Below are 21,444 nucleotides of genomic sequence, written 5' to 3' on the forward strand. Positions count from 1 at the left end.
GTGGTTTAGATAAAGTTATTGGAGTTTCTATATAAAAGAATAAAAGCTTGATTTTCCACTATCCGAAGATCAAGCTCTTAAAATTTAAACATTAACTATGACTCATTGTTACTAGACCTATAGCTTTTCATGTAAATTGCAAAGGAGAATACAAAATTAAATCTAGCGTTGAATCCAAAATAAAAGAAATCATAATTGTTTTACTTACTTTACTACTAGTAATCTCTGTGTTGCTTAACTGTTCTAGCTATTTTAATAGTACAGAGATACAAACTTTGACCTCAAGATGTTATGATAACGGCGGAGAAGCCATAGTAGAGATACATGATCCAATTACCAATCACTATTCTTTTGAATGTAAATAACTGAGTTAAAAAACAGCTGTTCACTTAACAAGCTTACTTAAAAGAGGGCTAACGATTTAGCCCTCTTTTATACGTTAAAATATAGCTGTATGAAGTCAATGACAAAGGAGTTATTTATGAAACATGTCATATTAGGTATCTGCGTCTTTGTATATGCAGTACTATTAGAATATCTAAAATATAACTATGGTCTTAACCTTATAGGAAAGATGCTAATACTGTCCGTTTTAACTGGAGTTACGTATAAAATTATTGAAAAGAGATACGGGAACAGAGCAGCTACACCAAAGGGTTAAGTAAGAGACCTATAACCACTCTAGGCATAAAACACACGCTGGCATTCATTTTCCAGCGTGTGTTTTACTTGTCTTTATGAAATCAATCATTCACCATCAGTTCATAACACCAACAGATTTTAAAGTCTCACAATCTATAATCTATTGCTGATTACCCTGTAAGGTGTTTGTAGCAAATAGATCTTTGCGTCTATAGATGCTTAACACAATTCCTATTAAGAATGCATTTAACAAAACCGGCATCAATCCGTAGCTAATAAACGGTAACGACATGTTTGTCATAGGAAAGAATCCGACAATCATTCCTACATGTCCAACAAGTTGTATCGTATAAATTATCATAACCCCCACTAGCAGCAGTTTAGTATACGAATCACCAATTTTTTTAGCAATAAACGTAATTCTAACAACAACTAAAGAAAGAACTAGAAAAAGAATTGTTGCAAACAGCCACCCGTAATAATAAGTAAAGCTTAGGAATACAAAGTTCGTATTCGCTTGAGGAATCATTTGATCAACAAATGAATGTTTTCCAAACCATCCTGCATCCATAAATAAATGATGAACCTTTGAAAGACCAAAGTACTCTTCTGAATTATAAGGGTTTATAAATGAGAGTAGTCTTTGCTTTTGATAATAAGCAACGGTCATCCATCCGATTATGCCCCAAGCAGTGACTAACGCAAAGCCAACTCCTAGGACAATGGCTATTTTCTTTTTATTTAGCTTACTCCACCAGATCATCGTAAACGTCATGGCTACATATATAAGGAGCGTTGTAAGGCTAAATTGTAAAAAGAAATACGATGACAGAAAAAATAAAAGCAAGAATTGCCACATCTTAAAACGATTGCTTTGAAAGAATCCCGCCCATGCCATAAGGAAAAAAGGAATGGCCATCAAACCTTCTATCTTCAAAGAACCTATCTTTAAAACGGCTTGTCCTTCTACGAGCGTGTTAAAATATCTTGTCAAAAATAGTAAGAGTAAAGTACCTAGTAAATAGAATATCCATCCCTTGTTGGCCATCTTTCTATAGTCTATAAACATCATGCCAAAAGCTAAAATTCCGCCCAAAACAACAAAAATAACCTTATACATAGAAAAATGATTGCCAGTCATGTACCCTTGAGACAATAGTGGCAGAAATCCTAAAAGTAGAGCGGCAACAAATAAAGCTAGTGTAAGCCAATCTACTTTTGGACGATGAATACGGTTAAGGTTTCGACCAATGCTGATAGGGTTTCCCATTTGAGTAACGGCCTTTTCGTCTGCTTGCTCTTCGCTTATCCCTTTTTGCAGCCAATAGTTTTTCACTTCGTTTAAATGATGATGCAATTCCGCAGAAACAAATGCCTTGGCTTCTTTTGATTTAATTTGCGATTGCACTTGTTCTAAAAATGACTTTCTTTGTTCACCCATATACTCCTTCACCCCTCTAGTATTTCTTTAAAACTTATGTGGTTAGATAACGGCTGCTCTTCCACTTTTTTGAGCAGTTTGCGCCCCTTTTGATTTAATTGATAAAACTTTGCTCCGTCTTCTTGCCAGCTGCTCGTCAATACACCTTTTAGCTCTAGTCGATGCAGGATGACATATAAAGACCCTTCGTTTTCTTTGAAATTTAAAATTCCTCGGTTTTGCAATAAGCTGACTAACTCATAGCCCGTTTTCTCCTGCACAAGCAGCTGCATCATAGCAATCAGAATTTCTTCGTCGCTATGAGTCTCTTGCTTTATTTTTTCTCGAATGCTTTTCTTATGACTTTCCGTAAATGTTAGCTGAGCAAACACTTCACGATTCATTGTTTTTCTAAGATTTTTAAGACGTTTATCCATGACTCATTCCTCCAGCATTTCTTTTAAAAGTGATTTGGCTCGTCTCAATCTCGTTTTTACGGTATTCGTGCCAGTTTTGGTTACGAGCGCAATATCTTTAATCAATAACTCTTCATAATAAAAAAGATAAATCACTTCTTTATATTTAGTCGGCAGCTTCATAACAGCTGACATCAGCTCGTGGTCTTCTTCGTGTTGAATAACAGCTGCCTCTATGTTTTCTTTTTCACTTATATGATTTGGAAAATAGTCTGTCGCCGGTATAATATTTTTGTTGTACCAGCTTTTTAAAAAGTCTTTACAGTGGTTAATTGCGATTTGCCATAACCACGTCCGAAACTTGGATCTACCGCTGTACTTGTAAAGATTTTTGTAGCATTTAATAAAAATCTCCTGCGTCAAATCCTCCGCAACCGCTACGCTGTTTACATATGAGTAAGCCAGCTGCAAGATTTCTTGTCCATATCGATCCATAATTTCATCTATAACTAGTTCTTTGTCTTGTACTTGTATCCATTCTACGGTCAGTTCTTTCACTTCTGCCTCTCCTTTCTTTTTTTTAGACGAAGCATGTTGTCAAAAGGTTTTTATATTTTCATTTTTATTTTCTGGATAATTACGTGTGCACTAAAAAAGGTTCTCTAAACGAGAACCTTTAGTCGTACCTTTTATGTACCTGCTATGAAAAAAGATTGCCGATGAAGATAATAAATCCTGTAACTAGAATTAACCCAGCACTAATTACCACTGTTAGAATACTTCTCAGAGCCGATGTCCAATTATTTATTCCAAAAAATCCTGCGATGCCAATGAAAAATAGAATAATTGCTAAACATAAATTTATATTTAATAATGATGAATGATAAAATGCGATGAAAAAGAACACAACGCATAGTAATGCACAGATAAATGACCAAAAGTTGATAATTCGTGCCACTTTAACTAATCTCCCTTATCTATAAAATAAACATAATCCAATACTTTCATAGCTGTCTTTAAAAAAAAGCTATACTATACGCTATGGATTCTACCATAATAAGGTAGTTAAAACTAAACCGTGAACTACCTCCTATAAAAACTCCCCCTAGATTTCATAGTACTTTTATCTATTTGTAATTAATTGGATAACAAGGTATATTGTTATAAATAGGAAATTATTTTATAAACTGAAAGTGAGGATACATATGGTCCTACTAATGATTGCTGCTATTATCACGTTATCCGTCATTTTGGATTACTTCATCTTTGACTATGATGATAAGCACTGGGGCTGGCTAAAAAAAGCTTCTAAACCAGTTAGAAGAAGTGTTATCGGCTGCTACTTGCTTATGTCATTTGTTATTTACGTTGGTTTAAGCCTTCCATATATCAAGCCTTTTTTATAAATATCAGTCTGCTTAAACTGGTTAGCCTGTAATTCTTACCCAGAAGTTACAGGCTAACCAACTCACTTCACCACCACTACGAATTGTTTATCTTCAAATGTAAACATTTCTCCTAATTCATAGATGTACTTCTTTTTATCTAATTTATAATGCTTTCCAAAATAAAGCGTTTTTAAGTTAATACACGTATCTAGACTTGAATCTTTTTCTTCCGCTTCATCACCGTCCAAGCAAGAATATAATTCAATGTGACAGCCCTCTATCAGGTGTTCTTCAATATAAGTAAACAACTCTCTTATTGATTTAGAATGTGCATCACAAGATACTTCGTAGATATATGGCAAGGTGAATGCGTGCTCTATGTCACTGTACCCGTCGGTTAAGTGATTGATACTAATACCGTACGCATCTTCTTCTTTCTCGTAGATTGTAATTAGCTTATCTTTCTTTTGATTTTGATTAAAAGGAGAAACTTCGGATAAAGGCACCGGCGTTTCTTTTGTGCCAAAGCTTCCTGTAGGCAATTCATAAGGAGAACCTATATAATGATGTATCGTCATATTGGTCACTTCGCTTTCTCTTTGCTTATGTAAAATACTATTATTCTATCACTCTTATTAAGATTACATACAAATACAAGAAAAATATGTATAATAAAACCAGGAGGTGACAACATGAAGAAACTACTGCCTTTTCTATTTTTAGCCGTTCTTTATTTGTATGACTCTTCATACAATCATACTGCTTTTTTACATAAACCGGTTGTTTCTACGTTTTTATACGTGGGTGCTATTTTAATCTGTGCGCTATTACTTGTAAATGTAAAAAAAGATAGAGCTGTTTAAGCAAGGAGATTACTATGAACTATAAAATTTTATTCTTTGACGTGGACGGAACTCTTACTCATCACGAAAACGGGATTATTTCCACCAAAACTCGAGAGATTGTAAAAAGTTTAAAGCACAAAGGATTAAAAATCGTAGCCGCTACCGGAAGGCCTTTATCTCTGTGTGAAGAAGTTAAAGAATTAGGTATAGATACCCTCATTACAGCAAACGGAGCGTTTACTGTACATAATGAAGAAGTCATTCATAAGCTGTCCATGGATAAGCACGTCGCGCGCGAAGTCTTTGAATACGCGGCATCAGAAAAGCACGGACTTTCATTTTACACAAAAGAGCTCAGCATGAACGGTGTCAAAGATGATAACATCTTAAAAGCCCTGAAGGAAACATTATCGCTCAGTGAATATCCTCAAATTAATGAGCGTATTTATGACGAAGATATTTATTTAATGTGTCTGTATGGTGATGATAAAACCGTTGAGCAGTATACGCAGCGATTTCCTCAGTTACTATTTAAAAGATGGCACCCTTTTACCGTAAGTGTTCTTCAAGAAGAAATTACAAAATCGGTAGCTATCCTGAAGGTCTTAGACTATTTTAACATCGATCAATCCGAGGCTATCGCATTCGGAGACGGAGAAAATGACATCGATATGATAGAATTAGCCGGCCTTGGAATTGCGATGGGCAACGGATCTGATAAGTTAAAAAACGCCGCTGATTTTGTCACGAAGAAATCGGGTGAAGATGGGATTGAGTTTGCCCTTAAAAAATTTAAAGTCCTATAGAAAAGTGGCACGCCTAGACAACTTATCTAAGCGTGCTTTTTTCTTTCCATAAATGTTTCAGGATGTAGCTCCTCCGATTGAATGACAATGGCCGTCATACCGGTTTCACTTCCCGACGTATGCCACTCTCCTTTTTCCCACAGTGCTGCTTCTCCACGTTTAATGGGTATTCGTTTTTGATTCTCTCCTGTTACCCACCCTTCACCTTCGACTACGATAAATAGCTGAGAGATAGGAGCTTGATGATACCCTACCGTTCCTTCTCCGTCTATATACATAAAACCAATGATAGCTGCTTCATTTGTTTGACTCATTTTTACGTAAGTGGCTAAATGCGACTGATATTTTTCTACTTTTTTGCCATCTTCTTTACTGAATTTGTAGATTTTCAATATACATACCCTCTTTGTTTATTACGTTTTCTTATTTATTTTTATTGCGTTTAAGATACTCGGGCGGAGAAACAGACTCAACAAGTAAAGCACCGTCTAGCTGGTCACGCGGTACAAATAAAGTTGGCATGGTACCACTTTCTAAAAAGATCGTTTTAGTGAATATCCACTTGTTTCCTGAAGTTTTTTCAAGCTGTGAAAAATCTGTAAATAAAGCTGGTGACTGCACTTGATGCATATAGTCCTCTAGACTTTTTTTAGGCGGCTTCTCTATTTTATATGGCTGTCCCGTGTCCGTATGTATTTCACCTTCATACATAAATAACCCTAAGTAATAAGACTGTTCTTTTATTTCATTAGAAACGATTGCTCCTAGTGGTTCAAAGCCTGTAAACGTTTTATATTGTTTAAAAATACGAAGGTTATGTGCCCAGATAATAATCTTTTCATTAGGGTACAGTTCTTGACAAATCCATTCTAAATTTTCCTTCATTCGTTTTTCTCTTAGTTTTTTATACGTCCGGTGATTATGGTGAATATAATTGATAAAATACAAACGGTTTTGCAGGCATCGAATAATTATTTTAACTTTACATACAAGCTCTTGATTTTCAAGATGCAAAACGTATTCTTCAAGTAGATAAGCTTCTAAATCTCCTATTACTACGCTTGCTTTTTCTTTAAACTCTGCAAACTCACGTAGCATTTCTGCTGGAACTTTTTTTCTTCTCGCTTTATATTGCCCTAGCTGGTAATACCATTTATACACGCCTGCTTCAATGTATTCTATCTTTTCTATCATGTCTTCAGACACTACGGAACTCAGCTGCTGAACGAATTTTAGGAAAAGGTCAGGATTAGAAGAGGGATTAATATCTATTCCTATTAAACTTAAATCTGATTTTTTCATTAGCTGAAACAAAGACAGATTTTCTTTTGTTGCCCATAAAGAATAAATCGCGTTTTTTAAAAAGTCTTCATCTGTAAACTCCTTCTTTAACTCATTAGCGCTGAAGCATTCGGCTAAGCCGCTTTCAAATGTCAGTACGGTAAAATTCATTTCTTTATGTAGAAATTCTATTATTTTTGACTTCATCATATTATGTTCTCTTATGTTGTGACCGTTTTCTCCTAACCACACAATTCTCTTATCTTTTACTATATGACGGAGAAATTCAAACTCTTGAGGCGTACATTCAGCCGGTTCGCTTAAATGGATTGAGTTTTTAGATAGCCACTCCACAGAGTTTAAATACCTCTCTTTTCCTTTTGAAAAAATCCCCATATTCTATCCTCCTTCACCACGTTACTTATTAATTCCATTTTACTAAAATACAGCTAACACTTCACTATTTATGTCCAATAGCTGATCAGCAACAAAAAGACCTTATATATCTATAAGGTCCTGGCTTTCTAGAATCCTAGATTAAGCCCTTCTGAGCTTTCTCCAAATGCTCTTTAACTATTTTTTTAAACGCATGAGGATCATCTACCCGAATGGCTACCTGCTTGTATTTCTTTTTGATTCCCATAAAAAGTGTTGCTTCAACTGGAGACTTTAATGTTAGTAAGAGATCAGGGTGCACGGTTTCAAAATCACGTGCGATAAATTCAATCGTAGTGTTAGGTATTTTTTGTTCGAGGATGTGAGTGTCTTCTATTATTTCTTCAATATCTTGAAACCTGATTTCCATACGCTTGGCTAAGCCAAAAGAAACGTATAGACGATCATTGTCGACTCGTAAAGGATTAAGCCTTAATGCTTGAATGTCTCCTATAAAAAAAACAATGCTGTAAATATTAAGGAACAGTAAAACAACTGAAAGAACGATTGACGTGTTGTGCAGGAGCCAGTGAAGCCCTAACGTTTCAATGACAATCGCGTGAATAATCATAATTTGAAACGTGATAAAACTTGAGCGTTTATACAGAGTAAACGTATCCCCTTCAGTACTCGGCTGCTTCTTCCACGTTCCAAACGCATAGTAAAACATCAGCATTTCTGAACAAAGGATGTGTATAAACGTTTGTTTGGGGAACTTTTCGTTTACAGCCCGCGAAAAAGAAAATAAAAGCGGTAAAGAGCTTGATCTGATCCTTCTTAAAATAGGCGGTACGTTTTTAACTAGCATAAACAGCAGTGAAAGTTCAAATAAAATGAGTACTCCTTCTATTCCAACACCTAGCCACATAACCGACTGAAAAGAAGCCAAGTATTCACTCGGAATGATAAAACGTGCAGCCACAAGGCCTGTAGCCATTAATACAATAAAGTACTTTAGACTGAACTTACGCTGCCAAGCTAGAAATAAAAGCGGAGCCACAAGGCTTAAGTCTAAAATAGAACCTACTACTACTCCGTTGAAATCACCAGGCAACGACTGAAGTCCAAAAGAAGAATGATATAACACATAATTCGAGCTTATCACTAATAACAACAAGAAAAGAGCAACAAAAGAAACTGTTTTTTTATGAAGAACCAAACAACCCACCTCACTTTTAGTTGGTGAAACGCGTAAATTCCTGTTACTTCCATTTTAGCAGTGAAGTTGATTTAAGTCACTTTGTAACGTGACTTTGTTTTATAAAACCATTTTAAAGATATCTACTTTTTTATAGCGATTCTTCCATACAAATAATTTACAATGTAAAAAGAGTTTGACATTTTTGGAACTGATGCTACAATAATAAATGTAAAATACTTTTTACATTTATTATAAGGAGGAGTAAAATGGATTGGGTTAAAATTGTGTATTCATTCATCCTGTTAGTTTGCGGAATTTTGATTTTTGTTTCATCATCTTCGCGAAAAGGTGACGAAAGAAAGAAGTTTATCAGCACGAAGGCTCAATCATATTCATTTATGATCGTTATTGGTGTACTAATTTTGGATGTTGTAGAGTCCATTTATCGGACTGTTCAAGGGAAAAGTTCCTATGATGGCATTGGTATTTCGCCACTAATATTTCTGACGATGATTTCAGTTATATATTTAATAACGTTTCTCACGTACAGAAAAAAATACGGTGATTAAATGAACGATCACAAGTAAGAAATAAAGAAATTGAGCTCATATTTTCTGGTGAAACGATAAATATAACCTCACTTTATAATTAGCTTTTAATACAGCCTCTAGATGGCATCCGACAGTAAATGAGTTGGTTATAAGTGCTTTTAAAAGTAATAACTAGACCTCCTACTGAGGTTTTTTTTATGCACTCTTAAAATAAAACATCTCCCTTAGCTAAAGTCAGGAGATGATATCATAAACGTTGAGTTCATTAGCGCTTTCTTACTCTCTATTCTGTTTCTCAAGTAATTCAATCACTCGATCATTTTGTTTAACAATCGTTCTTAGCTTTGCTTCTAATGAACACAAAGTGATAAAAACGGCTATAAATCCTACAATAGCTAAAAACATAACAGCTTCTCCCCTTTTTAAAACAATTAAGCATATACGCCTTACATCTCAAAAAAGCTATGTCTTTCCACTTTACAAATCCTAAGCGAAAACTTTTGATACCATTCTGTTTTCCCTTTGTACTGTGCTGCACGATGGGCTGAGTTTTCTTTCCACATTTTGATTGATTCTAAAGAATCCCAGTATGAAATGGTAATGCCTAAATCTTTGTCCCTAGCACTTTCTATTCCTAAAAAGCCTTTTTGATTAGATGCAAGCTCTACCATTTTGTCTGCCATGATTCCATAACCCTTCTCACCTTCCGTTCTTTCAGAAGCAAAAATAACGGCATAATAAGGCGGTTCGGGGGTTTTAGCAATTCCAGACATATTGATTTCCTCCTTTAAATAAAGTCAAATTAATAACAAAAAGAGTCTAATGTGAAGACTCTTTTACTCTTGATACGTAGAAGCTACTACTTTATATTTTTTCACTTTTGCTAGTTCTTTATCGGGGATTTCCGATGAAGTAGCGTCAAAAGGAATGGATTTTCCAGGAGTCAGCTGCGCTTCTTCGGATTGAAATATAGTTCCTATAAACTCATTTTGTTTTCCATATAAGGCTCCACCAACCAGGATATATTCAGTAGATTCTTTGGTATTGTTTGTAGCTGTTCCTTTGATATGTAAGATGTGATTCTCTTTTTCCTGACTCATTGCGTCGCCTTTAATTTTCAAGCTCTGTACATTACTTGCAGGTTTTATCGGATTAATCTTGACCTTTACATTATATGTATCTGGTTCTTTATTAATAATTCCTTCCGCTGAAATGTACCCTTCCTCGCCCGGCTTTAGTACATAGGGAGCAAGATGAACGTCGGGGTCACTTGGAATAATATGCGGATCAAGGACTTTTCCAGTTTTGTTTACATATTTTATAGTGGTATCATTCACATTAAGCGTTTTGTCACTTTCATTTTTTATAACCGCAGAATAGCTCAGTACGTGATCATGAGTGATCGAATCTGCAAGTGTATAACTTTTTTCTTCTACTATTTTTATTTTTTCATCCTTTGTTTTCTCTTTCTTATGCTGAGTAGTGTCCGTTTCCTTGTTGCATCCAGCCAGAATGAACAAGAATGTTAATAGTACTCCTAGCAGTAGTCTTACTTTCATGATGATTCCTCCGTTTAATACTATTTTTTTCACATATTCCATTATAATACTTTTTTGGATTTATCTAAAGGAGATTTCACACCTAATTAGATAAATATTCCATTTATGTGATATAGTTTCTATATGCAAGTAATAAACAAATAGAAACGGAGTTTCAACATGAGGAACATAAGCAAGATAACAACTGGGACCATTACGATAGCTTTGGCGCTTGGATTAATAGGGTGCAGTCACACAAGTTCAAATAATGAGAGCATAGATGGAAGCGAGGCAAAAAAAGAGCTGGCCATAGAGCTGAAATTCCTGCAAAACGAGTGTGAACGCTTAATCAATAAAGACGGAAAGATAGAAGATAAAACGTTTCAAAGCTATAAAAACGATTTTAATCTTCTGTCTGCGTCTATCAATAGTACGTCAAAAGTAGAAACACAAAGTGATAGTGAGCTAAAAGAAAGCATAGCGCAATTAAAAAGAGATGTAGATGCATTAACAGAAAAAGAATATGTAAAATCCTATAAAAGATTTAATTCAAGCAAGACTATCTATGAAGTTACGCTCATGAACAATGTTCATGACGTTATAGATGCAACAAAAATTTCAGAAAAAAGCAATAACGTGTCAGATTCATTTGATGATAAACACTTCCATTCTTCTGAAGCACAAATAAAAAAAGATATGGGGCCTGCGATTGATCATATTAACACCCTATCTAAATATAAAATAGAACTCATGCAAGATGAAATCCAAAAACATCGCGATAGTTTCACCAAGCTGCAGCTCGAACAATTAAAAAAAGCCACTCATAATTTTGATTTGTCTTTAGACGACCAAATTAAATCTATTCAATCTTATAAACCTATAGGTGAAGATTATAGTGTAAGTAGAGAATTCAGCTATAAAGCATCTGAAAAGTATACCAATGCCTGTGTGTACATTACCGACTTTGAATCTAATTTAGGAATCGCCAAGGCCGGTGATTTTTAAAAAAGCTCTCTAAAAGTACTTTTAGAGAGCTTTTTTTCTGTATTCATTACAAGCTCAAGTTTTTACTCCTTACGTTTTGTACATATTCGCTTTTTCTAAGTCAAGCGAAGCATCACATATAACCTGGGGATATCGGTGTTATTTTTCACAAACAATAACCAAAATAAGGGTTTTAAAAGAGCTTTATAGCTCATTTATCGCGTAAAGAAACCTTATTATTTGATACATCAACTAATAAAGAGTAAAGTTTTTCTATAATAAAGATTAAAGGCGAAAGGATGAGTAACATGTTTAAAGACGGTTATGTAAAAGTGAATGATGTAAACCTTCATTACGTAACAAAAGGTGAAGGCGAGCTTATGCTGTTTTTACACGGCTTCCCTTACTTTTGGTATACGTGGCACCATCAGTTAGAAGAGTTTTCGAAAGATTATCGCGTGGTAGCTGTAGATATGCGAGGCTATAACTTATCAGATAAGCCAGAAGAAATTTCTTCTTACAGCATGCCCCTTTTAATGGAAGATGTAAAGCAGTTGATTGAAGAGTTTGGTGAAAAAGAATGTGTGTTAGTGGCACATGATTGGGGCGGCGCTGTTGCATGGGCATTTGCTTATACATATCCGCAGTATGTCAAAAAGTTAGTGATGTTTGATGCACCGCACCCTTACACATTTATAAGAGAGCTTGCTGAAAACCCTGCTCAGCGAGAAGCAAGCAGCTATATGAGCTTTTTCCAACGGCCAAACTCTCAAGATGAGCTGCTCGCAAATAATAGTGAAAAGCTAAGAAACATGCTGACAGAACCAGGCATTAAAAAAGGCTATTTAACTAAAGAAGAAGAAGCGAAATATGTAGAGGCGTGGAACCAGCCAAATGCAATGAAATCCATGCTTAACTACTATCGTGCGTCTTCTCTTTACCCATTTGAAGAGCGTGTGCATCAACCTGTTGCACTGCCGCATAAAGTATTTCAGTCTCCGACTTTAATTGTATGGGGAAATGCGGACGAAGCGTTTGAAAACAGTAATTTAGATGGTATTGAAGAGTACGTTCCAAACGTAACGATTCACCGCTTAGACGGTGTAGGACATGCGCCTCAGCATGAGCAGCCCCAAAAGGTGAATGAATTTATGAGAGACTTCTTACGCAAATAAAATCGAAAAAGACTGCAAAGCACAGGATACAGCCGCTTTGCAGTCTTTTTCATAAATTATAAAGCATATTATCAACTATTCATTTCTATTATTGGACTATTTTTCAACGTTTCAACAAGTGCATACCGGGTACAAATTTTACTGTACAGATGCAGTCCCCCAAAGGAACATGTACATTTCTTTCTTACTTACCCTTTTTTGAACTCTCTTTTTTGAGGGTTCTTTTTTTACGCGTTTACTTCTTTCCCATTGGAAGAACAATCTTAAACAATGCTCCTCCCGTCTCTTTATTATCGGCCGTGATGCTTCCCCCATGGTTTTTCACAATAGAATGAGCAATATAAAGACCTAGCCCTAAGTTTCCGTGGCCGCTTGTTCTCGACGCATCTTCTCTGTAAAACTTTTTAAACAGCTGTTCTTTGTTGGATAGTGTAAACCCAGGCCCCGTATCATGTATTTCAAAGATTACTTCGTTGTGATGAATCACGGTATTCCAAGCTATCTCTCCTCGTTCAAGCGTGTAGCGAATACAGTTTGTGATGATATTATCTAACACTTGAGAAATGCGCTGGGGATCTCCGTAAAATTGGTTTGATGCATCTTCTACACTAATTGAAGATACAAATGCAATCTCTTTTTTTTGACATAAAAGCTGAAATTCGTCTGCTTTCTCATGAACAAATGTGTTGATATCCATAGGCTCACTCTTTACGGAAAAGCCTGGATTTTCTATGACTGATACTTCTTGCAGCTGATTTAATAGTTGAATAGAACGAAGTGTATTCGTGTAGATCGTATGTAAATATCGATTAAGCCTCTCCGGGTCCTTTTTGCTTCCTTCTACTAAAATTTCGGTATGACCGTGAATAATCGTAAGAGGCGTTCGTAAATCATGTGCAATCGCAGCCGTCATATCTTTGCGGTCTTCTTCTAGCTGCCACTGTTTAGCTAGCGATTGCTTTAATTCTTTTCGCATTTCTTCAAAGGCATGAAGCAGCTGGCTTAATTCTTTTGCGTCTTGAGTGACGGACAGCGAAAAATCTAAATTATTATGCTGAATATTTTTAGCTGCGGTCATCAGCTCATTAAAAGGCCGTTCAATTTTTTTGCTAAATCGTCTTCCAAACAAATAAGCAAACAAATAAAAGTAAAGAAACGGGCTGGCTAGCGATACAAATGTGACAAGCGCAACGATCCATTTAATATTTGGGTTAGTCGAAGCCATGTTTAATTGATATCTTAGCGCAATGGCCCCGTTTACTTCGTCTTTTGAATTAAAAAGCGGATACACTTTTATAATATATTTACCTGAATGGATATTTGTATTGACCTGAGAATAAAGATCCCGTTTATTTTTTATGTATGAAGTGGACGTGGATCCATACACGATTTTTCCTTCTTTATTTATAATTTGATAATCCATTCCTTCTAGCGGAATAACCGCTTCTACTTGGCTTTGAACATCTTTCGAAAGAAGCTCATCATCTTTTTTATTCACAAACTGCAAAATATCAGGAATTTGTTGTTCATAATAATTTGCTGGATTCAGTGCTCCGGGCATAAGAAACCAGTTCACTAAGATGACAATTCCCCACGTTAAAAGCGTCGCAAGCAGGCTATACAGCAAAATTAAATGAAAAGATAAAACAAACTGCGCTTTTAACGTCGCCCGGTTCATCCATTTTTTTATTTTACCCATTTGTAGCCAATTCCCCAAACCGTTGAAATGTAAGGTGTTTCGTCATATTTTAATAGTTTTGCTCTAATTTTTTTCACGTGTTCTGTAATCGTAGACGAATCGCCTTCCGCGTCGTAGCCCCAAACTTTTTCATACAGCTGCTCACGTGTAAACACCTGACCTGGATGAAGAGCGAGGAAATGAATAATCTCAAATTCTCTTGAAGTAAACGGAATCACTTCATTGTTATGTAAAATTTGATAGCCGTTTAAATCAATGGTTAACTCTCCAAAATGAAGCCTGTTATAGGAGTTACTATTAATTCTTTGCTCCCGGCGCAGATGGGCATAAATCCGGGCTTTTAGTTCTTTCATGCTGAAAGGTTTAACTAAATAATCATCTCCACCCACTAATAGTCCTTTTACTCGGTCCTGCTCCGTTTGCTTGGCGCTTAAAAAAATGATGGGACATGATATGCTTTTTCGGATCATTTCACAAAGAGCAAAGCCGTCCATGCCTGGCATCATCACATCCAGCACAATTAAGTCTGGATTTACTTTTAGCTTCTTTAACGCTTCTTGACCTTCGTAAGCGAACATCACCTCATATCCTTCATCTTGCAGCGCATCTTTCATAAACGAAATAATGTCTTTTTCGTCGTCTACTAGTAAAATTGTTTGCTTCATCTCCAGCTCACCCTACCCATTCTTTCTTTTTCCATACGAATAGGTTTATTATAAGGCTAACAAGCAAAATTGGAAATAATAGGTTCACTAAAAATTCAGAGTTTGGCCTGCTTAATTCATGAAAAACAGAATCGGTTACGGAGAAAAAGAAGCTTAGTTTATCTGACACATACACACTTCCAATTAAAGCACCAATAGTTGCGACGTAAGATAAAATGGAATTAGGCATAAGAACACTCAGGATACTCCCGATACTAATAACCGCTATAAAGATGCAAAAACAAATGCCGTAAAATTTTAGCGAATATAGGAACGCCCCTAAAGTCCCTAGCGTATGTCCGCCTAAAAACGTTGTTTCGTTTACGTGAGGCATAGCTAGCTTCCCAACACATGTGCCCACTACCCAAGTAATACAAAGAATAAGAAAAACTAACAAACATTGAACGGCCCATTTTACAAAAAACAGTTTTACACGATGATGCGGTCGAATCAATACCATGCGCAAAGCTCCGGACGTGTACTCGCCGTTAAAACTATCTGCAACAAACATAGGAATGACAATAAACGTAATAACAAACGACAGTTCTCGAAGAAACAAAGGCGCGGAATTTAAAGAATCAATTTTCACGTCATGATCTGCATCGAAAAACGAAGTGCCTCCCATTCGAAATAAAAAGAACCAAATAAAAGCAAGTAACCCTATGTACACACCTAGTACTACCGCCGTTTTTTTTCGTTTAAACGTTCGCTCGAGTTCACTGATAAAAAGTCCTGTCATCATGTCTTCTCTCCTTTTATAAAAATGATTCTTTTTTTCGAATCGCTATATACGTTAAACCGCTAAAAAACAGAACATAAAAACCTAACACACCGAAATTCCAGCCTACAAACTGCGGTTTTTCTGCCATCATGACTGTAATCCCCTGCCATTGAATCATCGGTACAGAAGTAAAGAAAAGCTGTCCAAAAAGCTCTTCACTCATCCACTGCTTAAATCCCGTTAATAAAGTCGGATACGAAAACGAGATTAGTATAAAAGCAACACCGATTCCAACAGCCGTAGTGGTCGTTTTGCTGATAACAGAGATAAAAAACAGCACACAGCATATCGCAATCGTCGTTAAGTAGGCATATCCATAGAATGAAAGATTATATACTAACGCTTCTTTTATGTTAAAAGCATGACTGTGATAAAACACAAAGTAGCTTTGCGCGTGTTCAAACATTAGAAAGCCTATCACATAGCTCATACAAAAATACGTAATAAAAAACAGTGCATTAAACAGCAGTATCACTGCGGCTTTTGCTAGGATGATTTCTTTAAACGAATATGATCGTATCATGACCATTCGCAGCTGTCCTGACCGGTATTCGCCGGTAACAACGAGCGTAATAAAAACTAAGAACATAGCATTAAAAACGGTAAATAACATTTCGGCTAAGCTCAGTACAGGAAAGTTTCCCGCAAACGTATACTGTGGTAAATCGACTGTGAGTGCTCCGTTTTCTTTTTGGAGATAGGAAGAAGCAACTAACAGCACCACCGGCACTAATAGAAAGGTCAGCCACGCCAATTTTCGTTTCCAAAGTCTTTCCCACTCCGCTACTAAGAGATCCTTCATTGCGACACCAGCTCTACAAACGCATCTTCAAGATTTTTACCGGATGCTAACTGGTCTAAAGCGCCGTCCCATATTAGCTCTCCTTCTCGCATCACGACAATTTGATCACATACTCGCTGTAATTCATCCAGCAAATGACTAGAAATCAAAATCGTTTTGTTATAGTGGCGTTTTAAGGTGAAAAGAAGCTCGCGCAGTTCACGTACGCCCATTGGATCTAAGCCGTTGGCTGGCTCATCTAGTATCAACAAGTCCGGGTCGCCTAAAAGCGCTTGAGCAATGCCAAGCCTTTGCTTCATCCCAAGAGAATACGTTCGAACTTTATCATTTTCTCTGCCGGTTAATCCCACAATATGAAGCACTTCTTTTACTTTTTGCTGCCTTTCTTGTTTTGTCGAAAATGGATGCAGTCGAGCTAAATTTGTCAGGTTTTCCTTTCCCGTCATATACGGAAAAAAGATGGGTGACTCCACAATTGCGCCAACGCTTTGCAGCGCTTCTTTTCTTTGTGAAAAAATATGTTTGTTATTAATAAAAACTTCTCCCCCGGTTGGTTTAATCAACCCCGTCAACAAACGAATTAAGGTCGTTTTACCAGCACCGTTTGGCCCTAGCAGTCCGCATATTTCCCCTTGGTTAATTTGAAACGATACTTCTTTTACTAAGTGACGACGTCTTACTTTTTTCGAAACGCTTTTTACATCTAAAATGATATTTTTCATATTAAATCCCCCCTACACGTAGTATAGGAGGGATTTATAAAGAATTTATAAAGTTTATAAAAATTATTGTACAGGCTTTTTAGCTACAATATAGGATACAAGCGCGAATAAAAGCAAAAACACAGATAAAAACAAATAGCCCGCACCTTCAAAGCCTCTTATTTCTACATAGCCAATGTAAAAAAGAACGGCGGCAGCCATAACGGTTAGCATTGAAGGAATCATTCTAATGAACTTGTTCCACTTCATCTTTCTGAACAGCCAAGTTACAAGGATTACAAGTATACCTGGCAGCAGCGCAATCAATAAAGGACCGCCTATCATCATAATCTATCAACCTCTCTAAATCCTCATCATTCACCTATAATAAAAATAATAAGCTTACGGTTCAGAAATGCCATTCGCAATTGCTAATAAAAAAATCAAAACAGAAAGCAACACAAAAAAGATGCTGTTTGCGATAATGCTAAACCACACAACGCTCGGCTTCTTCGTTCGAACTCCTAAAACTAACGCTACAATAAAGCCAATATCTATCGCAAAAAACAGCCACAGCAAAATAGTCAAATCACCGGTTTCACTTGGGAAAATTGAATTTTGGGGAAGCAGCCGATTTGCAAAAAATACAACAAACGCAGCCGCCAGTAACATGATCGTTAATAAAATCGGCTTACTTTCTTTTGATATACTTATTTCAAATACCTCCTAACTAAAGAAAATAATACCATATATTATTAAATAGAAATATACAGATTCCATAGTCTCAACATCAAAAAGAAAAAAGGACATAGATTTTTACTAACGGGTTCTTTTCTGGGGTGAAAAACTTAATTTCATCATGCATTTTTATCGTGAATTGATACATAAATTCACGTTTCCCATTTGCTTGGTATTACTTCTATATTTGCTATTTCCTCTTAAATCCAAGCAGGAATTCGCATGAAAATTCTCCAATATGGAAATAATTATTCGAATTTAAGCGAATTATTTATTGAGTTTTAAGAATATTATTTATTTCAAGTAGGTTCTGATATCTTTCGTTGTTGATTCACTTTATTAAATTTTTAGGGAGTTTTGTTGAAAAAGTTGTAAATGTAACATTCTAAAGTAAGAGCATTTCTTTGTAATGAGAAATGCTTTTTATTTTATTTAATATTAAAAGGATATTTCAACAACAATAATAATATAATACAAAACGATAATATTTTATTGTAAAACGATAAATCATATGTTAAATTCGTATTATTATTAAATAAGTGAGGTGTTTTTTATGAATGTTAAACGAGGCTCTACCACTTTCTTAAAGGTAATAATTTTTCTGATTGGAATTGCAGTGCTTGCCGCATGCATATTTTTGTTGCCTGAAGCAGCCAGAAGAGATGCTATAGAGCGTCCTGGTGATTATTCGTTATATCCACTGTTGATATGTACATATGGAATATGTATTACATTTTCTTTGGCCTGTTATCAAGCTTTTAAACTTTTAACCTATATCGAGAAGAATAACGCTTTCTCTGAGTTATCTCTTCAATCTTTGAAGGTAATAAAAAAATGCACTTTTACTGTCATTTTGTTTATTTTGTTAGCAATAGTTTATTTAAGGGCGCATGCTCAATTCACGGGTGATGATGCAGCAGGTCCAATATCTCTAGGTCTAATGGGCATCTTGGCAACAAGCATCATCGCAGCCATTGTGGACGTGTTTCAAAAACCTATAAAGAATCTCCTGGATCTACAGACAAAAAACAATTAATATTTTGAAATATAGAAGAGGTGTTTTTATGAAGATAGCAACCACATTATTTTTGAAGATAGCAGTTATTCTCATTGGAATTCTAGTTCTCACTTTGTGCATATTTCTAGTTCCTGAACTGGCAAATGCGGTAGCGGAGTTCTTAGGTATTCATTCCATAAAATATATCATTTTCATCCTTTTATATGGAGGAACATTACCTTTTTACTTCGCCCTTTATCGAACTGTTAAACTGTTGAGTTATATTGATAAGAACATTGCTTTCTCCGAATTGTCTGTTCGAATTTTAATGAGCATCAAATACTGCGCCATTTCTATCTGTAGTTTGCACGTCTTAGGTTTGCCCATTTATTATCTCGTGGCAGATAAAGACGATGCCCCAGGTCTCATTTTTGTTGGAATGGTTATTCCTTTTGCTTCGTTGGTTATCGCGGTTTTTGCTGCTGTTCTCCAAAGGCTTTTGCAAGAAGCAATTAACATAAAATCAGAAAATGATTTAACGGTCTGAGGTGTAGGATATGGCAATTATTATTAATATTGATGTGATGTTAGCAAAACGAAAAATGAGCGTAACGGAGCTTTCAGAGAGGGTTGGAATTACTATGGCGAATCTTTCCATCCTGAAAAATGGAAAAGCAAAAGCGGTTCGTTTTTCAACATTAGAAGCAATATGTAAGACTTTGGATTGTCAGCCAGGTGATATTTTGGAGTACAAAAGCGACGAAGACAATTCATAATAAAAGACATCAAATTTTTTCAACCATAATGATGAGGTAGTGAAATTAAAATGAAGGGGCAGCTTAATTGCTGTCCCTTCTCTGCTTTTATTGATTTATTTAATTAGAGAACTCGACTGAGAATTATATTAATATTGGTAACAAAAAGTGTGATGCGATTTGAACTGTTTGCCCCTCAAAAGGGAACACGTTAGATTTTTCTACGTCCTCTTTATTATTCATTTAGTACATACTCTAAAATGTCAGCCGATTGACAATCTTAGGCATAGCTCATTCCAAATATTCTTCCGCTAAAGAAGGGTTTAAATAACGAGCCATTCCGGTTTTCATTTTCCGAAATCCTGCTTTTCTATAAAACTCTTCGTTTCCTGATGTGGAAACAAGATGAACGCAGGAAATATCATTAAGCTGAGCCAGCAGGTTTTCTATAATTTGCTCGCCAATTCCTTTGTTCTGATACTGCTCGTCAACCACAACATCATAAATCGCAGCATTAAACACACCGTCTGAAAGAGCTCTGCCAAATCCTGCTATGTTATCTTCATCATAAGCAATCGCTACTACGTTGCTTGATTGAAATACTTTTTTAATTTTTTCTTCATTATGGTTCGTCCATCCTACCGAGTGATAAATTTCTTTCATTCTCGACCACTCAACATTTTCTATACAATTTGAAAGGAAAATCTTCATGGAACCTACTCCTTTTATTTTTATACAAACTATTTCTGTTTTCAAAAACAAAAGTCCTTGGTAAATCGTTACAAGTATGTATACGATAAAAACCATCCTACATAGTGGTAATGATTTATAAACGTTAGCTTCTGAGTTTAATCCCAAAAAAGGTTCAAATCATCTGCGATTTGAACCTAAAACAACTATGCTCATTTACTTAATAATTATTATACGAAAAAGACGTCTTTTTTAGTGACTATATCACTGAAGGTATTTAGGATTGGGTTTAGAATGGTGATTAATTTCTTCAAATATATCTGAAGAAGGGTTAGACGATACCTCGTTATGTAAATCTTGCGAAGGTCCATTTGTTTGAGAAAAGGATGGCATATATAATGCCATTAACTGTTTAAAGTCACCTACAGTCAACGGTTTTGCATCTTCTTGAAGTTCGTACCCTAGCTGTCCATTTGGTTCAATTGTTGCGGTTTTAACATCTTTTATAGTTGATATGCCTGCATTTCGTAATCTCATTTCTAATTGATCGGCGGTTAAACGTAATTTTTTAAGCTGCTTAGTATCTAATTGACCATTATTTATAACGATTTTAGACTTACCTGTCAGAAATTTTTCAAACCCATTAAATTTTAATTGTAAATACTCTAAAACTAAAATAGCAAGAACAAAGATAGCTGCCCCGCCAATCGCTTTTAACATACTTTTTTCAACAATGGGCTGCACGATGATGGTACCTAGAGAAAGCATAACGACCGTTTGAGCGAGCGTCATTTGAGCAATTGATTTTCTCCCCGCTATTCTTAGTAATAATATTCCCGATAAAATTAAGATTGCAGATTGCCAGATAAAATTCATAATATCATCCTTTTTACTACAGTTTGCTTTTAGAGTAGGCAACTGAAAGCAAATTATTCATGTATTAAAAATTTCGTTT

28 protein-coding genes are annotated in these 21,444 nt (G+C 35.7%); 9 read left to right on the forward strand and 19 right to left on the reverse strand.

The window, feature by feature from the left end; translation table 11 throughout:
- Positions 1 to 802: 802 nt before the first annotated feature.
- From AC3WJG_RS01485 to AC3WJG_RS01495, 3 genes are read right to left on the reverse strand one after another with little or no spacing between them, the layout of a single operon-like run.
- A complete protein-coding gene (locus AC3WJG_RS01485; protein ID WP_221841004.1) occupies positions 803 to 2,083 on the reverse strand; it encodes an FtsW/RodA/SpoVE family cell cycle protein in 1,281 nt (426 codons plus the stop codon).
- 8 nt (positions 2,084 to 2,091) lie between these two features.
- Positions 2,092 to 2,499 carry a PadR family transcriptional regulator gene (locus AC3WJG_RS01490; RefSeq protein WP_221841003.1) on the reverse strand — a complete coding sequence of 136 codons (408 nt, stop codon included), beginning with the start codon at positions 2,497 to 2,499 and terminating at the stop codon, positions 2,092 to 2,094.
- A gap of 3 nt (positions 2,500 to 2,502) precedes the next feature.
- Positions 2,503 to 3,036, reverse strand: coding sequence for a sigma-70 family RNA polymerase sigma factor (locus tag AC3WJG_RS01495; RefSeq protein WP_221841002.1), 534 nt, complete (start codon positions 3,034 to 3,036; stop codon positions 2,503 to 2,505).
- A gap of 647 nt (positions 3,037 to 3,683) precedes the next feature.
- Between AC3WJG_RS01495 and AC3WJG_RS01500 the strand changes: the two genes are divergently transcribed.
- Positions 3,684 to 3,884: a hypothetical protein gene (locus AC3WJG_RS01500; protein WP_263033953.1), complete on the forward strand. Its 201-nt coding sequence runs from the start codon at positions 3,684 to 3,686 to the stop codon at positions 3,882 to 3,884.
- A 62-nt stretch (positions 3,885 to 3,946) separates the two neighbouring features.
- On the opposite strand, the gene AC3WJG_RS01505 is transcribed toward AC3WJG_RS01500, so the two are convergent.
- A complete protein-coding gene (locus AC3WJG_RS01505; protein ID WP_043981633.1) occupies positions 3,947 to 4,444 on the reverse strand; it encodes a hypothetical protein in 498 nt (165 codons plus the stop codon).
- A 114-nt stretch (positions 4,445 to 4,558) separates the two neighbouring features.
- On the opposite strand from AC3WJG_RS01505, the gene AC3WJG_RS01510 reads away from it, so the two are divergent.
- Positions 4,559 to 4,729: a hypothetical protein gene (locus AC3WJG_RS01510; RefSeq protein ID WP_165574875.1), complete on the forward strand. Its 171-nt coding sequence runs from the start codon at positions 4,559 to 4,561 to the stop codon at positions 4,727 to 4,729.
- A 14-nt stretch (positions 4,730 to 4,743) separates the two neighbouring features.
- A complete protein-coding gene (locus AC3WJG_RS01515) occupies positions 4,744 to 5,517 on the forward strand; it encodes a Cof-type HAD-IIB family hydrolase (protein ID WP_330533980.1) in 774 nt (257 codons plus the stop codon).
- Positions 5,518 to 5,543: 26 nt separating this feature from the next.
- Here the strand turns inward: AC3WJG_RS01515 and AC3WJG_RS01520 are convergent, their stop codons facing one another.
- From AC3WJG_RS01520 to AC3WJG_RS01530, 3 genes are all read right to left on the reverse strand, one after another.
- Positions 5,544 to 5,909 carry a cupin domain-containing protein gene (locus tag AC3WJG_RS01520; RefSeq protein ID WP_102813538.1) on the reverse strand — a complete coding sequence of 122 codons (366 nt, stop codon included), beginning with the start codon at positions 5,907 to 5,909 and terminating at the stop codon, positions 5,544 to 5,546.
- Positions 5,910 to 5,940: 31 nt separating this feature from the next.
- Positions 5,941 to 7,194, reverse strand: a complete 1,254-nt coding sequence (locus AC3WJG_RS01525; RefSeq protein ID WP_337134256.1) for an erythromycin esterase family protein — start codon at positions 7,192 to 7,194, stop codon at positions 5,941 to 5,943.
- A gap of 136 nt (positions 7,195 to 7,330) precedes the next feature.
- Positions 7,331 to 8,392 carry a beta-carotene 15,15'-monooxygenase gene (locus AC3WJG_RS01530; RefSeq protein WP_337134257.1) on the reverse strand — a complete coding sequence of 354 codons (1,062 nt, stop codon included), beginning with the start codon at positions 8,390 to 8,392 and terminating at the stop codon, positions 7,331 to 7,333.
- Between the two features lie 248 nt (positions 8,393 to 8,640).
- Here AC3WJG_RS01530 and AC3WJG_RS01535 point away from each other — a divergent pair, with 248 nt between their 5' ends.
- Positions 8,641 to 8,943 carry a hypothetical protein gene (locus tag AC3WJG_RS01535; protein WP_337134258.1) on the forward strand — a complete coding sequence of 101 codons (303 nt, stop codon included), beginning with the start codon at positions 8,641 to 8,643 and terminating at the stop codon, positions 8,941 to 8,943.
- Between the two features lie 258 nt (positions 8,944 to 9,201).
- On the opposite strand, the gene AC3WJG_RS01540 is transcribed toward AC3WJG_RS01535, so the two are convergent.
- The 3 genes from AC3WJG_RS01540 to AC3WJG_RS01550 form a co-directional block, all read right to left on the reverse strand.
- Positions 9,202 to 9,330, reverse strand: coding sequence for a hypothetical protein (locus AC3WJG_RS01540; protein WP_255257705.1), 129 nt, complete (start codon positions 9,328 to 9,330; stop codon positions 9,202 to 9,204).
- 41 nt (positions 9,331 to 9,371) lie between these two features.
- Complete coding sequence (locus AC3WJG_RS01545) at positions 9,372 to 9,698, reverse strand: antibiotic biosynthesis monooxygenase family protein (RefSeq protein WP_060745199.1); 327 nt, start codon at positions 9,696 to 9,698, stop codon at positions 9,372 to 9,374.
- A gap of 63 nt (positions 9,699 to 9,761) precedes the next feature.
- Entirely contained in the window at positions 9,762 to 10,484 is a 723-nt protein-coding gene (locus AC3WJG_RS01550) for an FxLYD domain-containing protein (RefSeq protein WP_098247949.1), read from the reverse strand.
- A 159-nt stretch (positions 10,485 to 10,643) separates the two neighbouring features.
- Between AC3WJG_RS01550 and AC3WJG_RS01555 the strand changes: the two genes are divergently transcribed.
- Positions 10,644 to 11,468: a hypothetical protein gene (locus AC3WJG_RS01555; RefSeq protein WP_337134259.1), complete on the forward strand. Its 825-nt coding sequence runs from the start codon at positions 10,644 to 10,646 to the stop codon at positions 11,466 to 11,468.
- A 287-nt stretch (positions 11,469 to 11,755) separates the two neighbouring features.
- Positions 11,756 to 12,622 (forward strand): alpha/beta fold hydrolase, encoded by an 867-nt coding sequence (locus AC3WJG_RS01560; RefSeq protein ID WP_337134260.1) that lies wholly within the window; start codon positions 11,756 to 11,758, stop codon positions 12,620 to 12,622.
- Between the two features lie 235 nt (positions 12,623 to 12,857).
- Here the strand turns inward: AC3WJG_RS01560 and AC3WJG_RS01565 are convergent, their stop codons facing one another.
- The 7 genes from AC3WJG_RS01565 to AC3WJG_RS01595 form a co-directional block, all read right to left on the reverse strand.
- Positions 12,858 to 14,321, reverse strand: a complete 1,464-nt coding sequence (locus AC3WJG_RS01565; protein ID WP_102813534.1) for a sensor histidine kinase — start codon at positions 14,319 to 14,321, stop codon at positions 12,858 to 12,860.
- Positions 14,309 to 14,986 carry a response regulator transcription factor gene (locus AC3WJG_RS01570; protein ID WP_098659064.1) on the reverse strand — a complete coding sequence of 226 codons (678 nt, stop codon included), beginning with the start codon at positions 14,984 to 14,986 and terminating at the stop codon, positions 14,309 to 14,311. The genes AC3WJG_RS01565 and AC3WJG_RS01570 overlap by 13 nt, the downstream gene beginning before the upstream one ends.
- A gap of 7 nt (positions 14,987 to 14,993) precedes the next feature.
- Entirely contained in the window at positions 14,994 to 15,767 is a 774-nt protein-coding gene (locus tag AC3WJG_RS01575) for an ABC transporter permease (protein ID WP_102813533.1), read from the reverse strand.
- Positions 15,768 to 15,780: 13 nt separating this feature from the next.
- The gene (locus AC3WJG_RS01580) at positions 15,781 to 16,608 is read right to left on the reverse strand and encodes a DUF2705 family protein (RefSeq protein WP_102813532.1); all 828 of its coding nucleotides are present in this window, start codon (positions 16,606 to 16,608) and stop codon (positions 15,781 to 15,783) included.
- Positions 16,605 to 17,330: an ABC transporter ATP-binding protein gene (locus AC3WJG_RS01585; RefSeq protein WP_328240851.1), complete on the reverse strand. Its 726-nt coding sequence runs from the start codon at positions 17,328 to 17,330 to the stop codon at positions 16,605 to 16,607. Before AC3WJG_RS01585 ends, AC3WJG_RS01580 begins: the two co-directional genes overlap by 4 nt.
- A 63-nt stretch (positions 17,331 to 17,393) precedes the next feature.
- Positions 17,394 to 17,657, reverse strand: coding sequence for a YesK family protein (locus AC3WJG_RS01590; RefSeq protein ID WP_337134261.1), 264 nt, complete (start codon positions 17,655 to 17,657; stop codon positions 17,394 to 17,396).
- A 54-nt stretch (positions 17,658 to 17,711) separates the two neighbouring features.
- Positions 17,712 to 17,981: a hypothetical protein gene (locus tag AC3WJG_RS01595; RefSeq protein WP_336092050.1), complete on the reverse strand. Its 270-nt coding sequence runs from the start codon at positions 17,979 to 17,981 to the stop codon at positions 17,712 to 17,714.
- A gap of 619 nt (positions 17,982 to 18,600) precedes the next feature.
- Between AC3WJG_RS01595 and AC3WJG_RS01600 the strand changes: the two genes are divergently transcribed.
- From AC3WJG_RS01600 to AC3WJG_RS01610, 3 genes are read left to right on the forward strand one after another with little or no spacing between them, the layout of a single operon-like run.
- Positions 18,601 to 19,083, forward strand: coding sequence for a DUF2975 domain-containing protein (locus tag AC3WJG_RS01600; RefSeq protein WP_336091956.1), 483 nt, complete (start codon positions 18,601 to 18,603; stop codon positions 19,081 to 19,083).
- A gap of 28 nt (positions 19,084 to 19,111) precedes the next feature.
- Entirely contained in the window at positions 19,112 to 19,591 is a 480-nt protein-coding gene (locus AC3WJG_RS01605; protein ID WP_098334275.1) for a DUF2975 domain-containing protein, read from the forward strand.
- A 10-nt stretch (positions 19,592 to 19,601) separates the two neighbouring features.
- Positions 19,602 to 19,820 (forward strand): helix-turn-helix domain-containing protein, encoded by a 219-nt coding sequence (locus AC3WJG_RS01610; RefSeq protein WP_013084157.1) that lies wholly within the window; start codon positions 19,602 to 19,604, stop codon positions 19,818 to 19,820.
- A 270-nt stretch (positions 19,821 to 20,090) separates the two neighbouring features.
- On the opposite strand, the gene AC3WJG_RS01615 is transcribed toward AC3WJG_RS01610, so the two are convergent.
- Both AC3WJG_RS01615 and AC3WJG_RS01620 read right to left on the reverse strand, forming a co-directional pair.
- Entirely contained in the window at positions 20,091 to 20,510 is a 420-nt protein-coding gene (locus tag AC3WJG_RS01615) for a GNAT family N-acetyltransferase (protein ID WP_221840986.1), read from the reverse strand.
- A 243-nt stretch (positions 20,511 to 20,753) separates the two neighbouring features.
- Positions 20,754 to 21,365, reverse strand: a complete 612-nt coding sequence (locus tag AC3WJG_RS01620) for a DUF421 domain-containing protein (RefSeq protein ID WP_328147009.1) — start codon at positions 21,363 to 21,365, stop codon at positions 20,754 to 20,756.
- Positions 21,366 to 21,444 lie beyond the last annotated feature (79 nt).

The sequence above is a fragment of the Priestia sp. FW507-14D1A genome (assembly GCF_058781295.1).

What these genes read in the sequence shown, in the direction of transcription:
- AC3WJG_RS01600 (WP_336091956.1), top strand. Translation starts at nt 18,601, where the DNA reads ATGAATGTTAAACGAGGCTCTACCACTTTCTTAAAGGTAATAATTTTT.
- AC3WJG_RS01585 (WP_328240851.1), bottom strand. Translation starts at nt 17,330, where the DNA reads ATGAAAAATATCATTTTAGATGTAAAAAGCGTTTCGAAAAAAGTAAGA.
- AC3WJG_RS01615 (WP_221840986.1), bottom strand. Translation starts at nt 20,510, where the DNA reads ATGAAGATTTTCCTTTCAAATTGTATAGAAAATGTTGAGTGGTCGAGA.
- AC3WJG_RS01545 (WP_060745199.1), bottom strand. Translation starts at nt 9,698, where the DNA reads ATGTCTGGAATTGCTAAAACCCCCGAACCGCCTTATTATGCCGTTATT.
- AC3WJG_RS01500 (WP_263033953.1), top strand. Translation starts at nt 3,684, where the DNA reads ATGGTCCTACTAATGATTGCTGCTATTATCACGTTATCCGTCATTTTG.
- AC3WJG_RS01565 (WP_102813534.1), bottom strand. Translation starts at nt 14,321, where the DNA reads ATGGGTAAAATAAAAAAATGGATGAACCGGGCGACGTTAAAAGCGCAG.
- AC3WJG_RS01620 (WP_328147009.1), bottom strand. Translation starts at nt 21,365, where the DNA reads ATGAATTTTATCTGGCAATCTGCAATCTTAATTTTATCGGGAATATTA.
- AC3WJG_RS01535 (WP_337134258.1), top strand. Translation starts at nt 8,641, where the DNA reads ATGGATTGGGTTAAAATTGTGTATTCATTCATCCTGTTAGTTTGCGGA.
- AC3WJG_RS01595 (WP_336092050.1), bottom strand. Translation starts at nt 17,981, where the DNA reads ATGTTACTGGCGGCTGCGTTTGTTGTATTTTTTGCAAATCGGCTGCTT.
- AC3WJG_RS01590 (WP_337134261.1), bottom strand. Translation starts at nt 17,657, where the DNA reads ATGATGATAGGCGGTCCTTTATTGATTGCGCTGCTGCCAGGTATACTT.
- AC3WJG_RS01510 (WP_165574875.1), top strand. Translation starts at nt 4,559, where the DNA reads ATGAAGAAACTACTGCCTTTTCTATTTTTAGCCGTTCTTTATTTGTAT.
- AC3WJG_RS01490 (WP_221841003.1), bottom strand. Translation starts at nt 2,499, where the DNA reads ATGGATAAACGTCTTAAAAATCTTAGAAAAACAATGAATCGTGAAGTG.
- AC3WJG_RS01505 (WP_043981633.1), bottom strand. Translation starts at nt 4,444, where the DNA reads ATGACGATACATCATTATATAGGTTCTCCTTATGAATTGCCTACAGGA.
- AC3WJG_RS01605 (WP_098334275.1), top strand. Translation starts at nt 19,112, where the DNA reads ATGAAGATAGCAACCACATTATTTTTGAAGATAGCAGTTATTCTCATT.
- AC3WJG_RS01555 (WP_337134259.1), top strand. Translation starts at nt 10,644, where the DNA reads ATGAGGAACATAAGCAAGATAACAACTGGGACCATTACGATAGCTTTG.
- AC3WJG_RS01485 (WP_221841004.1), bottom strand. Translation starts at nt 2,083, where the DNA reads ATGGGTGAACAAAGAAAGTCATTTTTAGAACAAGTGCAATCGCAAATT.
- AC3WJG_RS01610 (WP_013084157.1), top strand. Translation starts at nt 19,602, where the DNA reads ATGGCAATTATTATTAATATTGATGTGATGTTAGCAAAACGAAAAATG.
- AC3WJG_RS01540 (WP_255257705.1), bottom strand. Translation starts at nt 9,330, where the DNA reads ATGTTTTTAGCTATTGTAGGATTTATAGCCGTTTTTATCACTTTGTGT.
- AC3WJG_RS01575 (WP_102813533.1), bottom strand. Translation starts at nt 15,767, where the DNA reads ATGATGACAGGACTTTTTATCAGTGAACTCGAGCGAACGTTTAAACGA.
- AC3WJG_RS01550 (WP_098247949.1), bottom strand. Translation starts at nt 10,484, where the DNA reads ATGAAAGTAAGACTACTGCTAGGAGTACTATTAACATTCTTGTTCATT.
- AC3WJG_RS01525 (WP_337134256.1), bottom strand. Translation starts at nt 7,194, where the DNA reads ATGGGGATTTTTTCAAAAGGAAAAGAGAGGTATTTAAACTCTGTGGAG.
- AC3WJG_RS01580 (WP_102813532.1), bottom strand. Translation starts at nt 16,608, where the DNA reads ATGAAGGATCTCTTAGTAGCGGAGTGGGAAAGACTTTGGAAACGAAAA.
- AC3WJG_RS01515 (WP_330533980.1), top strand. Translation starts at nt 4,744, where the DNA reads ATGAACTATAAAATTTTATTCTTTGACGTGGACGGAACTCTTACTCAT.
- AC3WJG_RS01570 (WP_098659064.1), bottom strand. Translation starts at nt 14,986, where the DNA reads ATGAAGCAAACAATTTTACTAGTAGACGACGAAAAAGACATTATTTCG.
- AC3WJG_RS01560 (WP_337134260.1), top strand. Translation starts at nt 11,756, where the DNA reads ATGTTTAAAGACGGTTATGTAAAAGTGAATGATGTAAACCTTCATTAC.